Raw genomic sequence first — 15,138 nt, forward strand, 5'->3', positions numbered from 1 at the left:
GTAAACGGGCCGCATATAGCTGCTGGCTTCCCCCCCCCCCCCCCCCCCCTCCCCCCCTCCCCCCCCCCCCACCCCCCCCCCCCCCCCCCCCCCCCCCCCCCCCCCCTTTTGGCTGTCCCTGCGCCGACGCGGTGTGAGGCGCGGGCCCGTTGTGAGGCGCGGACCTCAGCCGGCGAGCAGCTGCTTGACCACCGCGGCGACGCGGCCGCCCTCGGCGCGGCCGGCCACCTTCGGGTTGACGATCTTCATGACGGCGCCCATCGCGCGCGGGCCCTCGGCACCGGCGGCCTTGGCCTCGTCGATGGCCTGGGACACGATGGACCGGAGCTCGTCGTCGCTCAGCTGCTGCGGCAGGTAGGCGTCGAGGACGGCGCCCTCCGCCTTCTCGCGCTCGGCCTGCTCGGCGCGACCGCCCTGCGCGAAGGCCTCGGCGGCCTCGCGCCGCTTCTTCGCCTCCTTGGCGATCACCTTCTGCACCTCGTCGTCGGAGAGCTCGCGCTTCTCCTTGCCCGAGACCTCCTCCTTGGTGATGGCGGAGAGGGTGAGCCGGAGGGTCGAGGAGCGCAGCTCGTCGCGCTCCTTGATCGCGGCGTTGAGGTCTTCCTGCAGCTTGGACTTGAGCGTGGTCATGCGCACAAGTGTGGCAGGTGCGATGACCTGCACGCCCGCTGATTTCCGTGCGGTGCTCCGTCTGGGACGATGACCTCATGCGCGCGCGATACGGAGTCCCCCTGAAAGTCACCGCAGGAATCGCAGCGGTCGGCGCGGCCGGCCTGGTCTACGCCGCCGGCTTCGAGGCCCGCTCGTTCCGGCTCCGCCGGGTCACCGTCCCCGTACTGCCACCCGGCACGCGCGACCTGCGGATCCTCCAGGTGTCCGACATCCACATGGTGAGCGGCCAGCGCAAGAAGCGTGCCTGGCTCCAGTCCCTGGCGGGGCTGCGCCCGGACCTCGTCGTGAACACCGGCGACAACCTCTCCGACCCCGAGGGCGTACCGGAGGTCCTGGACGCGCTCGGCCCGCTCCTCGAATTCCCCGGCGTGTACGTCTTCGGGTCCAACGACTACTACGGGCCCAAGCTGCGCAACCCGGCCCGCTACCTGTTCGAGAAGGCCCAGGGCCGCCACGGCCTCAACGGCAACGCGCCCGCCGTCGGCGCCGTGCACAACCCCTGGGAGGGGATGCGCGACGCCTTCGACGCGGCGGGCTGGCTGAACCTCACCAACACGCGCGGCCGCCTCAAGCTGGAGGGCCTGGAGCTGGCGTTCACGGGCCTGGACGACCCGCACATCAAGCGCGACCGGTACGACCTGGTCGCCGGCGGCCCGGAACCTGACGCGGACCTCTCCCTGGCCGTCGTGCACGCGCCGTACCTGCGCTCCCTGGACGCCTTCACCGCGGACGGCTACCCGCTGATCCTGGCGGGCCACACGCACGGCGGCCAGCTGTGCATCCCCTTCTACGGGGCGCTGGTCACCAACTGCGACCTGGACACGGACCGAGTGAAGGGCCTCTCCACGCACCGCGCCGGTGGAAACACCGCGTACCTCCACGTCTCGGCGGGCTGCGGCACCAACCGCTACACGCCGGTGCGCTTCGCCTGTCCGCCCGAGGCGACGCTGCTGACCCTGATGGCCCGGGACTGAGCGGGGCACTGGGGTCGCGCCTGCGACTGGTCAGGCCCCTGGCGGCCGGGGGCCGGCCGGGAACCTCACGAGCCCCGGGCCGATCAGGCCCCCCTCCGAGCCCGCCGGAGACTGATCAGCACCACCTGCCGGGCCGGTGCTGATCAAGGCCCCCTACGGTGGAGGGATGACTGCCCCCTTTTCGACGCATGTGCCCGCATCGGCGGTCGTCCCTCCCGTCCGCCGCCCGTACGCCGCCGCCTTCCACGCTCTGATCGCGCTGGCCGCGCTCACCGGAATCGCCATCGACCTGGCCCTCGGCAGTCCGGGCCGGGTGCTCAGCTACTTCACGATCCAGAGCAACCTGCTGGTCGCGGCGGTCTTCGCCGCGTCGGCCCACCGCGCCTGGTCGCGCCGCCGCCGGCCGCTGCCGCCGCTGGTCACGGGCGGCACGCTGCTCTTCATCACCATCACCGGCACCGTCTACCACCTGCTCCTGGCGGGCGACGCCGGGCGCTTCTCGATGACGGACGGCGGCCCGTCGACCACCACCGGCTGGCACCTCCTCGCCAACCACCTGCTCCACACGGTGACGCCGATCGCCGCGGCCCTCGACTGGCTGCTCCTCACCCGCCCCGGCGGCCTGCGCGCCCGCCACGCCGCCCTGTGGCTCCTCTACCCCCTGGCGTACCTCGCCTTCGCCCTCACCCGCGGCGCCCTCCTCTCCCCCGGCACCCCGGCCCGCTACCCGTACCCCTTCCTCGACGTCGCCGCCCACGGCTACGCCGCCACCTTGACGGACGCGGCGATGCTGGGCCTGGCCTTCGCCGCGCTGGCCTTCGCACTGGTCGGCCTGGACTGGATCAGGCCCACGCCGCGGCCCCGCGAAAACCGGATTTCGTCTCCGGGCGCCGGTGGGCTAAAGTAAACGACGTCGCCGGGACACCGGACGACATCGGGGTGTAGCGCAGCTTGGCAGCGCGCTTCGTTCGGGACGAAGAGGTCGTGGGTTCAAATCCCGCCACCCCGACAGCTGAAACACCAGGTAAGGCACCTAGGAACGTTCCTAGGTGCCTTACCTGTTTCTCCACGTGAGCGAGGTGCCCAAGGTCGGCCAACGGCTTCCGAAGTGACCGCGAGGAAGAGGTCGCTCCATGCGTGAGCTGGGCATCACGCTCAATGCCGCGGCGGCCGAGGCCCCCAACGACACCGACGCGGAGTATCTACGGGCACCCTCTTGGCCAAAGGTCGTGGCGGTCGCGGGTCGTCTCGCTCAGGTCATGGTCGCGAACGATCTGAAGGAACTCGCTGTGCTGCACAACGCCGGTCCGAGCATGGCGACGTGAACCGCGGCAGTGAGTGTCCGACTGCGTGACATCGCGGACAGACAGCGGCGGACAACAATCTGCGCGAGTTGCTTCGCGACGAAGAGGTCGTGGGTTCCCCCCTACTCACGTGAGTAGGGGACCTCGGCACGTCGTGCGCACGCGGGCCCGTCCCTGCCGGTTGCACCCCGCAGGCATCGGACGTTCCTCACCCGGTCAGACGCCCCCCGGTCGACGCCCCACCCCCAGCCCCGCAGGCTCGGAAGCGCAGCAGGCCCGCCGGGTGCAGTGCCCGGGGTGGGTGGTTACCGGAGGAGAGAGGGGCGGCCATGAGTCAGGCTGGCGGCGGGGCCGGCGGGGGGCACGCGGGCGCCGGGGGGCAGGCGGGGCACGGCGGGGGCGGTGGAGGGCACGGGGAGCACGGGGGTGTCGGGGGGACCGAGCGGCATGCGTATGCGCGGCATGACGGGGCGCCGGGTGGGGGGGCCGGGCGGGTGGGGTGGGGGTCCGCCGGGGCGATGTTCGCCGGGGTGTTGCTGCTGGTGGAGGGGGTGCTCGGGATGCTGCAGGGCATCGCGGGGATCGCCGAGGACGACGTGTACGGGCGGGTCGGCGAGTACGTCTTCGAATTCAGCGTCAGCGCGTGGGGGTGGATCCACCTCGTCCTCGGCATCCTCGTCGCGCTCATCGGCGCCGGGATCCTCAGCGGGGCGACGTGGGCCAAGGCGAGCGGTGTCGCGCTGGCGTCGCTCGCCGTGATCGCGAACTTCGTCTGGTTGCCGTACCAGCCGGTCTGGGCCGTGGTCTCGATCGCGATCGGCGTCTTCGTCATCTGGGCGCTGTGCACGGAGGACACCCCGCCCGCCGTGCGCTGACGTCCGGGCACCGTGTCCCGCGCCCCGAGCCGTCGGGTTGGATAGGGGCATGACGGATGCACACGCCACGCCCGACTGGGAGCTGCGGTTCCGCGCCCCCCGCGTCTCCCTGCCCGACTGGGCCGAGGACGCCCCCGACCGTGCGCTGTTCGTGTCGAACGCGACCGGCACGTACGAGCTGTACGCCTGGGACCGCGCGACCGGAGCGCAGCGGCAGGTCACCGACCGCCCGAACGGCACCACCGACGGCGAGCTGTCGCCGGACGGGGCCTGGATCTGGTGGTTCGCCGACACCGACGGCGACGAGTTCGGCCGCTGGATGCGCCAGCCGTTCGAGGGCGGCGACGACGAGCCGGCCGCGCCGGGGCTGGAGCCGTCGTACCCGGCCGGCCTGGCGATCGGGCGGGACGGCACGGCGGTGATCGGGCGCTCCACCGACGACGAGGGGACGACCATCCACGTCGTACGGCCCGGCCGGCCGCCCGTGGAGGTCTACCGGCACCGGGAGTCCGCCGGGGTCGGCGACCTGTCGCGCGACGGGACGCTCCTCGCGATCGAGCACACCGAGCACGGGGACGCCATGCACGCGGCGCTGCGCGTGGTCCGGCTGGACGGGTCGGTCGTGGCGGAGCTGGACGACACCAAGGGCGGTACGGAGGAGCTCGGGCTCGCGGTGCTGGGCTTCGCGCCGGTGGACGGGGACACCCGGCTGCTGGTCGGGCACCAGCGGCGCGGGCGCTGGGAGCCGATGCTGTGGGACGTGGCCACCGGGACCGAGACGGAGCTGGCGCTCGACCTGCCCGGCGACGTATCGGCGGAGTGGTACCCGGACGGGTCCGGGCTGCTGATCGTGCACGGCTTCGAGGCACGCAGCGATCTGTGGCGGTACGACATCGCGGCGCGCGAGCTGGTGCGGGTGGAGACCCCCGCCGGGTCGGTGTCGAGCGCGACGGCGCGGCCGGACGGGACGGTGGAGTACCTGTGGTCGTCCGCCGCGCACCCGCCGGCGGTGCGGTCCACGGCGGGCGGCGTCGTACTGGAGCCGCCCGGCCTGAAGGCACCCGCCTCCGTGCCGGTCGAGGACGTGTGGGTGGACGGGCCCGGCGGCCGCGTCCACGCGCTCGTGCAGCGCCCGGCGGGCGCCACGGGCCCGCTGCCGACGGTGTTCGAGGTCCACGGCGGTCCCGCGTGGCACGACAGCGACGCGTTCGCCGCGGCGCCCGCCGCCTGGCTGGACCACGGGTACGCGGTCGTCCGCGTCAACTACCGGGGCTCCACCGGCTACGGGCGCGAGTGGACGGACGCGCTGAAGCACCGCGTCGGGCTGATCGAGCTGGAGGACATCGCGGCCGTCCGGGAGTGGGCGGTGGCCTCCGGCCTCGCCGACCCCGCGAAGCTGGTGCTGGCGGGCGGCTCCTGGGGCGGGTACCTCACGCTGCTGGGGCTCGGTACGCAGCCGGAGGCGTGGGCGCTGGGCCTGGCCGCCGTACCGGTGGCGGACTACGTCACGGCGTACGAGGACGAGATGGAGGCGCTGAAGGCGCTGGACCGCACGCTCTTCGGCGGGTCCCCGGAGGAGGTGCCGGAGCGGTACCGGGCGTCGTCGCCGCTGACGTACGTGGACGAGGTCCGGGCGCCGGTCTACGTCTCGGCGGGCGTCAACGACCCGCGCTGCCCCATCCGCCAGATCGACAACTACGTCGACCGGCTCGCGGCCCGGGGCGCGGTGCACGAGGTGTACCGGTACGACGCCGGGCACGGCTCGCTGGTGGTGGAGGAACGGATCAAGCAGGTGCGGCTGGAGCTCGACTTCGCCGCGCGGCACCTGGGGACCCCGGCGCCGGGGAGGTGAGGGGGTTCCGTACCGTGGAGGGGTGTACCGGTTCCTGACGACACCCCGCTGGTGGGGGATCAACGTCTTCGTCCTGCTGGCGATCCCCTTCTGCGTCTTCATGGGGACCTGGCAGCTCGGCAGGTTCGAGGACCGCGTCGAGTCCCACCAGGAGGCGGAGCGGCGCCCCGACCCGGGCGCCGCGGCGCGGACCGCGGAGCCGCTGGACGAGCTGCTGCCGGTCACCCAGGAGACCTCGGGCCGCGAGGCGACGGCGACCGGGCGGTACGGGCCCCAGTTCCTGGTGCCGGGGCGCGAGCTGGACGGCCGCACCGGTGCGTACGTGCTGACGCTGCTGCGTACGGACGGCGGCAAGACGCTGCCGGTGGTGCGCGGCTGGCTCCCTGAGGGGCGTCAGGCCCCGGCGGCCCCGGCCGGCGAGGTCACGGTGACCGGCGCGCTCCAGGCGTCGGAGAACACCGGCACCAAGGGCGTGCGCGCGGCGGGCGGGCTGCCGGCCGGGCAGGTCGGCATGATCAGCGCGGCCTCGCTGGTGAACCTGGTACCGGACGACGTGTACGACGCGTGGGTCACGCTGACGGAGGCGCCGGCGGGTCTGACGCCGGTGCCGGCGACGGCGGCGCAGGGCAGCGGGCTGGACCTGAAGGCGTTCCAGAACCTCGGCTACACGGGCGAGTGGTTCGCCTTCGTGGGCTTCGTGCTCTTCATGTGGTTCCGCCTGTTCCGCCGGGAGGCGGAGGCGGCGCGGGACGCGGCCCTCGGCCTCGCACCGGAGTCCACTGAACCAGCGGAGACGGAGCAGGCCCCGGCGGCCCCGGCACGGGGCTGAGTCACCGGGGCCCCGGCCCCACCGACAGGCGGACGAGCGGCTACTGCGCGACCCGCGCTGCCGTGTAGTACACCGTGCCCGCGCAGGCGTTCGGGATCGTGGCCTCGGCCGTCGGCGAGCCCGCGTCCGGGGTGTGGGTGATCGTGACGCTGCCGTCCGCCGGAGTGCCGTCCTCCGTGGCGAGCTGGGGCTCGGTGCCCTCCGGGGCCGTGCCGGTCGAGCCGTCCGAGCCGTTGGCGCCGGTCGAGGTCGCGCCCCCGTCGCCCGAGGGGCTCGGGTCCGGGGACGGGCCGCCGTCCGGCGGCGTCGTCGGACACGTCTCGCTCGGCACCCAGGCGAACCTCACCTCGTACGAACCCGAGGGCTTCAGCAGCAGCGGCCCGTCCGCCGGGCCCGAGGGGTCCGGAAGCCCGGTCGCGGCGTCGCCCGGCATGTGGCGGACGCGCGTGATCTTCGCGCTGTCGGCCGCGCCGCTCGTCCAGACGCCGATGGTCCCGTCACCGGGGATGGCGCAGTCGTCACCGGAGACGTTGGCGATGCGGAAGGTGCCGTACACCTTGCCCTCCGCGTCCGGCTCCCCGGCCTGTGCCGTGGCCACGGCCAGCTGGTCCGCCGCGCACACCGGTGTGCTCGGCGGCACGGAGTGGGTCGGGGGGACCACGCCGCCGCCGACCGTGCCGTCCGCGGCGCCGGAGGCGGACTCCGGCGGCTTCTGCGCGTCGCCGCGGCCGCTGCCGCCGGGCCCGCCCGGGCCCCCGCCGCCGCCCGTCACACCGCCGCCGGGGCCCGCCTCGCCGCCCTCGCCGCCGGTCTCCTCGCCCGTGCCGCCCTGGGCGTCCTCGCCATGCCCGGCGTTGACCGGGCGGTCGTCGGAGGTGCCGCCGGAGCTCGCCACGTGGACGAACGCGGGCACCGCCGTACCGAAGAGCAGCGCCGCGGCCGCCATGCCGACGAGGGCCTGCCGCTTGCGGGCCCGGCGCGCGGGCACCGCCTTGCGCAGGTGGTCGAGGGCTCCGTCGGAGGGCCGGAGGTCCCCCACCGCGCCCTGGAGCATCCGGCGCAGGGCCAGTTCGTCTTCGCCGAAGCCGTCCTGGGCGTCCAGGCCGCCCAGTTCATGCAGACCGCCCAGGCGGTCGCCGTCGTTCACAATTCCGTTCCCAGTCCGGTGGTCGTTCACGTGCAACGGTCCGTCCGGCCCGTACTGCTCGAACCCGTCCTCGCCCTTGTGCGGCTCGCTCATGCGTTGGCCTCCATGGCGACGCGCAGCGCCGCGATGCCGCGTGAGCCGTACGCCTTCACCGACCCGAGCGATATGCCCAGGGTCTCGGCGACCTGCGCCTCCGTCATGTCCGCGAAGTACCGCAGCACCAGTACCTCGCGCTGTCGGCGCTGCAGCCCGCGCATCGCCTTGATCAGCGCGTCGCGCTCCAGCTGGTCGTACGCGCCCTCCTCGGCGCTCGCCATGTCGGGCATCGGCTTGGAGAGCAGCTTCAGCCCGAGTATGCGGCGGCGCAGGGCGGACCGGGACAGGTTGACCACGGTCTGCCGCAGGTACGCGAGCGTCTTCTCGGGGTCGCGTACGCGCCGGCGGGCCGAGTGGACGCGGATGAACGCCTCCTGGACGACGTCCTCGCACGAGGCCGTGTCGTCCAGCAGCAGCGCGGCGAGACCCAGCAGCGACCGGTAGTGGGCGCGGTAGGTCTCGGTGAGGTGGTCGACGGTCGTCCCGGCCGCGGCGGTCGCGGTCGCGGCCGCACCCGGTACACCAGCGGTGCCGGTGGCCTCGGCGGCCTCGGCGGCGCCGCGGGGGGACGGTATGCGGGTGGTGCGCCTAGCTGCGGGCATGGGCGCGATCACCGGCATGCCGCCGGGCTGACGGCGCTGACGGGGCCGCCGGAGCGGCTGCGCCGGCCCGCCGCCGGGGCGCAGCGGGGCCACGGCCGCGCCGCGGAGCGGGACCGCCGCTGTGATGTCGAGTACCTGTGCCACGCCTGTTGGACACGCTGCCCCCCGTCAGGGTTGTACGCGCACGTCACCGGTTTTGACCGTGCGAACGGTGCGTCGATTGCCCTCATGCGTACTCGCTCTTCCCCTTTGCCCATTTCGCGCGGCGGCGCGTCAGGGGCGACCGCGTAGACGCTTCCCGCCCGACCACCGGTTGCAGCAAGGGGGAGAAGCATCGTCGAACATGCCATCGCCCCAGTTCAAGCGGTACGGACCGAAGACTTGCTCACAGGGCGTTCACAGATCCTACAAAGGGTGCTGCTCAGCGCACCGACAATTCCGCGGCGATGACCTCCGCCACCTGAGCGGTGTTCAGCGCGGCACCCTTGCGGAGATTGTCGCCGCACACGAACAGCTCCAGGGCCCGGGGGTCGTCCAGGGACCGCCGTACGCGCCCGACCCACGTGGGATCGGTGCCCACGACGTCGGCGGGGGTCGGGAAGTCCCCGGCGGCCGGGTCGTCGTACAGCACCACGCCCGGCGAGGTGGCGAGGATCTCGTGCGCCCGGGCGACGGTCACCTCGCGCTCGAAGCGCGCGTGGACGGAGACGGAGTGCGTGGTCACGACGGGGACGCGGACGCAGGTGGCCGTCACCCGCAGCTGCGGCAGGTCCAGGACCCTGCGCGTCTCGTCGCGCAGGCGCAGCTCCTCCGAGGACCAGCCGCCCTCCTGGAGCGACCCGGCCCAGGGCACCACGTTGAGCGCGAGCGGGGCGGGGAAGGGCCCGGTGTCGTCGCCGACGGCCCTGCGTACGTCGCCGGGGGTGGTCCCCAGCTCCACGCCGGAGACACGGAGCGTCTGCGCGCGCAGGGTCTCGACGCCCGCGTGCCCGGCACCGCTGGCGGCCTGGTAGGTGGAGACGACGAGCTCGTCGACGCCGAACTCGGCGTGCAGCGCGCCGACCGCCACGATGAGCGCCAGCGTGGTGTCGCCGGGGCAGGCGACGATCCCGCGCGGCCGTGCGCGTACGCGGTGCCGGTTGATCTCCGGGACCACCAGCGGGACGTCCGGGTCCGCCCGGAAGGCGGGCGAGGCGTCCACCACGACCGCGCCCTTGGCCGCCGCGACCGGCGCCCAGCGGGCGGCGATCTCCTCCGGCACCAGGAACAGCGCCACGTCGACGCCGTCCAGCGCCTCCTCGGCGAGTGCGAGGACCTCGGTCTCCTCCCCGCGCACGGCCAGCTTGCGGCCGGCCGAGCGGGGGGAGGCGATCAGGCGGATGTCGCCCCAGACGTCGGCGTGCTGCGACAGGATCTGGAGCATGACGGCGCCGACGGCCCCGGTCGCCCCGACGACCGCGAGCGTCGGCTTGCCGCTCATCGCGCGGAGCCCGCCATCACCGGAATCACCGGCCGGTGCCTCCGTAGACGACGGCCTCGTCGGAGTCGCTGTCCAGGCCGAAGGCGGTGTGGACGGCGCGGACGGCCTCGTTGACGTCGTCGGCGCGGGTCACGACCGAGATGCGGATCTCGGACGTCGAGATCAGCTCGATGTTCACGCCCGCGTCGGACAGCGCCTCGAAGAAGCCGGCCGTGACGCCCGGGTTCGTCTTCATGCCGGCGCCGACGAGCGAGATCTTGGCGATCTGGTCGTCGTAGCGCAGCGAGTCGAAGCCGATGACGTCCTTGCGCTTCTCCAGGGCGTCGATGGCCTTGCGGCCCTCCGCCTTCGGCAGCGTGAAGGAGATGTCCGTCAGCCCGGTCGACGCGGCGGAGACGTTCTGCACCACCATGTCGATGTTGATCTCGTTGTCCGCGATGGTGCGGAAGATCGCGGCGGCCTCGCCCGGCTTGTCCGGCACCCCGACGACGGTGATCTTCGCCTCGGAGGTGTCGTGGGCGACACCGGAGATGATGGCCTGCTCCACCTTGCGGTCCCCTCGCGGTTCGTTGCTGACCCACGTGCCCTGGAGCCCCGAGAAGGAGGACCGGACGTGGATCGGGATGTTGTAACGGCGTGCGTACTCGACGCAGCGGTGCAGCAGCACCTTGGAGCCGGAGCTGGCGAGCTCCAGCATGTCCTCGAAGGAGATCCAGTCGATCTTCCGGGCCTTCTTCACGACCCGGGGGTCGGCGGTGAAGACACCGTCGACGTCGGTGTAGATCTCGCACACCTCGGCGTCCAGCGCCGCGGCGAGCGCGACGGCGGTCGTGTCCGACCCGCCGCGCCCGAGGGTGGTGATGTCCTTGCTGTCCGCCGACACACCCTGGAAGCCGGCGACGATGGCGATGTTGCCCTCGTCCAGCGCCGTACGGATCCGGCCCGGCGTGACATCGATGATGCGCGCCTTGTTGTGGACCGAGTCGGTGATGACGCCCGCCTGGCTGCCGGTGAACGACTGGGCCTCGTGGCCCAGGTTTTTGATCGCCATGGCCAGCAGGGCCATGGAGATGCGCTCCCCGGCTGTCAGCAGCATGTCGAACTCACGCCCGGCAGGGATCGGGGATACCTGCTCGGCGAGATCGATCAACTCGTCCGTCGTGTCGCCCATCGCCGAAACCACGACGACCACCTGGTGGCCGTTCTTCTTGGCATCGACGATTCGCTTGGCGACGCGCTTGATGCCCTCGGCATCGGCAACGGAGGAGCCTCCGTACTTCTGCACGACAAGGCCCACGTGCGCTCCTCGCTCAGTCCGTTTGCGGTCAGCTCAGTCTAACGAGCGGCCGGGAATCGCCTCTCCGATATCACATGGTGAGATGTCCCGCTCAGCGTGCGATCCGCCCCAGCACCCGGGGACGACCCCACGGCCGCTCGGGCTGGCACCTGCCCCTCCCGGGCGGCCGTACGCGGAATGTGTGGGGCGTCACTCGTGGCGGGCTCACTCGGTGGCGGGCTCACTCGGTGACGGGCTGCTGACTCGGTGGCGGGCTCACTCGGTGACGGGCTCACGCCGCATCGCGGGGCGCGCGGCAGGGGATGTAGGCAGGGCCGTGCGCCCCCGGCTCCCCGGACCGGCCGACCTCCAGCGTCGTGACGACCGCCCGCTCCGCCAGGTCCACCACCGTCACCGTGGACGACGCGACCGCGGCGACGTATCGAGGCCGGGCGATCGACTCCAGCGCAACGCCGGCAAGGTGTGCGTCCCGTGCCGCGAGGCCGACCTCGCGTGCCTCACACCGGCCCGCGCCGCCGCCGCGCTCCGACCGGAGGGGCCGTCCGCCGGGCTACGGGGCGGGATGGATGCCCAGCGGCCCCGCGATCTCCCGGGCCATCACCCGGCCCGCCTCCTCCGCGAGGGCGTCCTCCGCGAGGTCCTCGTCCGTGTCGAGCCCGTCCAGCTCCTCCAGCGGCTGGTCCAGGCGCACGTGCGAGACGAGCGACTGCAGGGCGCGCAGGGTCGCCGAGGCCATCGGGCCCCAGTTGGAGAAGTATGAGAACTGCCACCACCACAGCGCCTCGGTGGTGCGGCCCGCGCGGTAATGGGCGAGCCCGTGGCGCAGGTCCATGATGATGGCGGCGAGGTTGTCGGAGATCCGGAACGGCACGGGCGCCTTGCGGGGCTCGTACGGGTCGAAGACCTCCGAGAAGACGTCCACCGGGTCCAGCATCGTCGCGAACCGCTCGCGCAGCTCGTCGACGTCCATGTCCGGGCCGGCGTCCGGTTCGTACCGCTCGTCGGGGACGATGTCCTCGTGCGCGCCCAGCCGGCCGCCCGCGAGCAGCAGCTGGGAGACCTCCAGCAGCAGGAAGGGCACCGCGCTGTCGGGCTCGTCCCCCTTGGCCACTTCCGTGGTGGCCACGATGAAGGACTCGATCGAGTCGGCGATCTGGACCGCGAAGCTGTCCGGGTCCAGCGTGTGCGCGTGCAGAGTGGCGTCAGACATCGAGGAGTCGTCTCCCTTCGAACGCTCGCCCGAGCGTGACCTCGTCGGCGTATTCCAGGTCTCCGCCAACGGGGAGCCCGCTGGCGAGGCGCGTGACCTTCAGGCCCATGGGTTTGACCATCCGCGCCAGGTACGTCGCGGTGGCCTCCCCTTCCAGGTTGGGGTCGGTCGCCAGGATCAGCTCGGTGACCGTACCGTCGGCGAGTCGCGCCAGCAGCTCCCGGATGCGCAGGTCGTCCGGGCCGACGCCCTCGATCGGGCTGATCGCGCCGCCGAGGACGTGGTACCGCCCGCGGAACTCGCGCGTGCGCTCGATCGCGACGACGTCCTTCGGCTCCTCCACCACACAGATGACCGTGTCGTCCCGGCGCGGGTCGCGGCAGATGCCGCACCGCTCCTCCTGGGCGACGTTGCCGCAGACCGCGCAGAACCGGACCTTGTCCTTGACCTCCAGGAGGGCGTGGGCGAGTCGGCGTACGTCGGTGGGCTCGGCCTGCAGGATGTGGAAGGCGATCCGCTGGGCGCTCTTGGGACCGACGCCGGGCAGCCTGCCCAGTTCGTCGATGAGGTCCTGAACCACGCCTTCGTACACGGAAAGCCTCTCCTGGAGTGCTGTGATGCTTACGGTAGTTGCTGGACGGGCGACTTAGAAGGGCCGGAAGACCCGGCCCGGAAGACCCGGCCCCGACGACCCGGCCCGGAGGGGCGGGCCGGCCCAGGCGGGCCCGGACCAGGCACGTCCGGCCAGGCGGGCCCGGCCTAGAAGGGCAGGCCCGGCATGCCGCCGAGGCCCTGGGCCAGCGGGCCGAGCTTGGCCTGCTGCAGCTGCTGCGCGTTCTCGTTCGCGGCCTGTACGGCGGCGACGACGAGGTCCGCGAGGGTCTCGGTGTCCTCGGGGTCGACCGCCTTGGGGTCGATGACCAGGGAGCGCAGCTCGCCGGAGCCGGTGACGGTGGCCTTCACCAGACCGCCTCCCGCCTGACCGTCGACCTCGGTGCGCGCCAGCTCCTCCTGGGCGCGGGCGAGGTCCTGCTGCATCTTCTGGGCCTGCTGGAGGATCTGCTGCATGTTGGGCTGGCCGCCACCGGGAATCACGGGCACTCCTGGCATTTCGCGATGAGTAGGACGATGAATATTCGGTATGCCGAGCCTACGTGGTCGCCGGACGGTGTGCCTCATCCATGGGGTGCCACTCCTTCGGGTGAAAAACGGCCGCGCCCGCCACCTGATCAAGACCCCCTTGCGGGCGGAAATACCGGGATTCCCGGCCGTCGACCCCCCATTCGGCGGTAGGAAGGGGGCATGCGCACCCCGCGCACCGTAGGTCACCGCACGTCACGTCATCGATATGTCACGTTGAGCGCAGAGGAGTGCCCCGGTGAGCCAGCCGGAGATGCAGCCCGGGGGCCCCGCCCGGGGGGAGGGCGAAAGCCCGGAGGGGTACGGCGGCGATCTGACCGGACGGCCGTTTCCGCTGGGGGACTGGGGCGAGCCGGCTCAGCGCCTGGACGAGCTGTACCGCTGGGTCGAGGCGAACGCGCTCCGCACGGCCGAGTGGTACCTCTCCGACCGCGTCTGGAAGCGCCGCTGCGCGCGTGCCCTGCGCGTCGGTACGGCTCTGGGCGCGGTCGTCGGCGCCGCGCTGCCGCTGCTGGGCCGCTGGGAGTGGGGGTACGTCTCCCTGCTGGCCGCTGCGGCCTGCCTGCTCTGCGACCGGTACTTCGGGCTCACGTCGGGCTGGATGCGGGACGTGGCGACCGCGCAGGCGGTCCAGCGCCGGCTGCAGGCGCTGCAGTTCGACTGGGCCTCGGAGTCCATCCGCGAGGTGCTGGGCCCGACGGAGGGCACGGCGAGCGAGGCGGCGGAGCGGTGCCTGGGGGTGCTGCGCCGGTTCGCGGAGGACGTGACGGAGCTGGTGCGTACGGAGACGGCGGAGTGGATGGTGGAGTTCCGCTCCGGCTCTGCGCCGCTGGTGATGCAGTCCACCCTCCCGACCCCGGCCCGGCAGGACGCACCGCCCCTGCCGGGCCGGTTCCCCCTTCCGCCGGGCACCCGCCCGAACATGCCGCGCCAGCGCCCCCCGGAGCCGCGGTAGGGCCGGTCCCGGGGAGCTCTCACCGCGGCGCGGCGCTCAGCTGAAGATGATCATCGAACCCTGCCCCAGGCTCCGCGTCGCCGCCGCGTGCAGCCCCAGCCACACGTGCCGCTCCCGCGCGAAGGGGCTCTCGTCGTACGGGATCGGCCCCGCCGGCTCCTCCAGCGACGTGGGCCGCTCCGGTGGCAGCGGCGCGGCGGGCGGGTTCGCCGGGTCGATGCCGATCGAGGGGGCGACGTACTCCAGCTCCCGCAGCAGGCCCTGCGCCGAGCCGAGCGGCCCGCCGCCCGCGAGCAGTTCCTCCGTGGACAGCGGCGCGGGGAAGTCGACGGGGACGTACGCGCCCGCGTGGTCGTAGTGCCACACCAGGTGCGACTGCTGGGCCGTCGACTCGAACATCTCCAGCAACTGCTCGTAGTCCCCGCCCAGTTCGTCGACCGGGGTCACGGCGAGCCCGCAGATCTGCAGCAGGTACGCCCGGCGCAGGAAGTGCAGGGCGTCGTAGTCGAACCCGGCGACCGGCGCCACGTCGCCCGACAGGCCGGGCATGTAGGCGAAGACGGGCACGGTCGGCAGGCCCGCCTCGCGCAACGCCTTGTCGTAGGCGGCGATCTCTTCCGCGAAGGGGTTGTCGGGGCTATGGCACAGCACGTCGACGAGTGGGACCAACCACAGGTCACAGGCCAAGGGACACTCGCTCTCCTC

16 protein-coding genes and 1 tRNA gene are annotated in these 15,138 nt (G+C 72.9%); 8 read left to right on the top strand and 9 right to left on the bottom strand.

The window, feature by feature from the left end; translation table 11 throughout:
- Positions 1–165: 165 nt before the first annotated feature.
- A complete protein-coding gene (locus AC07FJ_RS13740; RefSeq protein WP_468286961.1) occupies positions 166–630 on the bottom strand; it encodes a GatB/YqeY domain-containing protein in 465 nt (154 codons plus the stop codon).
- A gap of 77 nt (positions 631–707) precedes the next feature.
- Here AC07FJ_RS13740 and AC07FJ_RS13745 point away from each other — a divergent pair, with 77 nt between their 5' ends.
- The 7 genes from AC07FJ_RS13745 to AC07FJ_RS13775 all read left to right on the top strand — a co-directional run bounded on the left by AC07FJ_RS13745 (position 708) and on the right by AC07FJ_RS13775 (position 6,506).
- Complete coding sequence (locus AC07FJ_RS13745) at positions 708–1,646, top strand: metallophosphoesterase (RefSeq protein WP_479048626.1); 939 nt, start codon at positions 708–710, stop codon at positions 1,644–1,646.
- 166 nt (positions 1,647–1,812) lie between these two features.
- Positions 1,813–2,553, top strand: a complete 741-nt coding sequence (locus AC07FJ_RS13750) for a Pr6Pr family membrane protein (RefSeq protein ID WP_479048629.1) — start codon at positions 1,813–1,815, stop codon at positions 2,551–2,553.
- A 28-nt stretch (positions 2,554–2,581) separates the two neighbouring features.
- Positions 2,582–2,655: transfer RNA gene (locus tag AC07FJ_RS13755), tRNA-Pro, on the top strand.
- Positions 2,656–2,779: 124 nt separating this feature from the next.
- Positions 2,780–2,971: a hypothetical protein gene (locus AC07FJ_RS13760; RefSeq protein WP_479048632.1), complete on the top strand. Its 192-nt coding sequence runs from the start codon at positions 2,780–2,782 to the stop codon at positions 2,969–2,971.
- Between the two features lie 497 nt (positions 2,972–3,468).
- Positions 3,469–3,825, top strand: coding sequence for a DUF7144 family membrane protein (locus tag AC07FJ_RS13765; protein WP_361426045.1), 357 nt, complete (start codon positions 3,469–3,471; stop codon positions 3,823–3,825).
- 49 nt (positions 3,826–3,874) lie between these two features.
- Positions 3,875–5,677: a S9 family peptidase gene (locus AC07FJ_RS13770; RefSeq protein WP_479048635.1), complete on the top strand. Its 1,803-nt coding sequence runs from the start codon at positions 3,875–3,877 to the stop codon at positions 5,675–5,677.
- A 22-nt stretch (positions 5,678–5,699) separates the two neighbouring features.
- Positions 5,700–6,506 carry an SURF1 family protein gene (locus AC07FJ_RS13775; RefSeq protein ID WP_479048638.1) on the top strand — a complete coding sequence of 269 codons (807 nt, stop codon included), beginning with the start codon at positions 5,700–5,702 and terminating at the stop codon, positions 6,504–6,506.
- A gap of 40 nt (positions 6,507–6,546) precedes the next feature.
- On the opposite strand, the gene AC07FJ_RS13780 is transcribed toward AC07FJ_RS13775, so the two are convergent.
- The 7 genes from AC07FJ_RS13780 to AC07FJ_RS13810 form a co-directional block, all read right to left on the bottom strand.
- Positions 6,547–7,746, bottom strand: a complete 1,200-nt coding sequence (locus tag AC07FJ_RS13780) for a hypothetical protein (protein ID WP_479048641.1) — start codon at positions 7,744–7,746, stop codon at positions 6,547–6,549.
- Positions 7,743–8,495, bottom strand: a complete 753-nt coding sequence (locus AC07FJ_RS13785) for a SigE family RNA polymerase sigma factor (RefSeq protein WP_479048644.1) — start codon at positions 8,493–8,495, stop codon at positions 7,743–7,745. The genes AC07FJ_RS13780 and AC07FJ_RS13785 overlap by 4 nt, the downstream gene beginning before the upstream one ends.
- Before the next feature lie 277 nt (positions 8,496–8,772).
- Complete coding sequence (locus AC07FJ_RS13790; RefSeq protein WP_479048647.1) at positions 8,773–9,831, bottom strand: aspartate-semialdehyde dehydrogenase; 1,059 nt, start codon at positions 9,829–9,831, stop codon at positions 8,773–8,775.
- 25 nt (positions 9,832–9,856) lie between these two features.
- Entirely contained in the window at positions 9,857–11,128 is a 1,272-nt protein-coding gene (locus tag AC07FJ_RS13795) for an aspartate kinase (RefSeq protein WP_468286927.1), read from the bottom strand.
- A 550-nt stretch (positions 11,129–11,678) separates the two neighbouring features.
- The gene (locus AC07FJ_RS13800; RefSeq protein WP_361426069.1) at positions 11,679–12,338 is read right to left on the bottom strand and encodes a DUF5063 domain-containing protein; all 660 of its coding nucleotides are present in this window, start codon (positions 12,336–12,338) and stop codon (positions 11,679–11,681) included.
- The gene (gene recR / locus AC07FJ_RS13805; protein ID WP_479048650.1) at positions 12,331–12,930 is read right to left on the bottom strand and encodes a recombination mediator RecR; all 600 of its coding nucleotides are present in this window, start codon (positions 12,928–12,930) and stop codon (positions 12,331–12,333) included. Before recR ends, AC07FJ_RS13800 begins: the two co-directional genes overlap by 8 nt.
- Positions 12,931–13,097: 167 nt before the next feature.
- Positions 13,098–13,433, bottom strand: coding sequence for a YbaB/EbfC family nucleoid-associated protein (locus tag AC07FJ_RS13810; RefSeq protein ID WP_361426348.1), 336 nt, complete (start codon positions 13,431–13,433; stop codon positions 13,098–13,100).
- Between the two features lie 283 nt (positions 13,434–13,716).
- On the opposite strand from AC07FJ_RS13810, the gene AC07FJ_RS13815 reads away from it, so the two are divergent.
- A complete protein-coding gene (locus AC07FJ_RS13815) occupies positions 13,717–14,433 on the top strand; it encodes an SLATT domain-containing protein (protein WP_479048652.1) in 717 nt (238 codons plus the stop codon).
- 36 nt (positions 14,434–14,469) lie between these two features.
- Here the strand turns inward: AC07FJ_RS13815 and AC07FJ_RS13820 are convergent, their stop codons facing one another.
- Positions 14,470–15,120, bottom strand: a complete 651-nt coding sequence (locus AC07FJ_RS13820; RefSeq protein ID WP_361426076.1) for a hypothetical protein — start codon at positions 15,118–15,120, stop codon at positions 14,470–14,472.
- Positions 15,121–15,138 lie beyond the last annotated feature (18 nt).

This window comes from Streptomyces sp. NPDC045998, assembly GCF_056430285.1.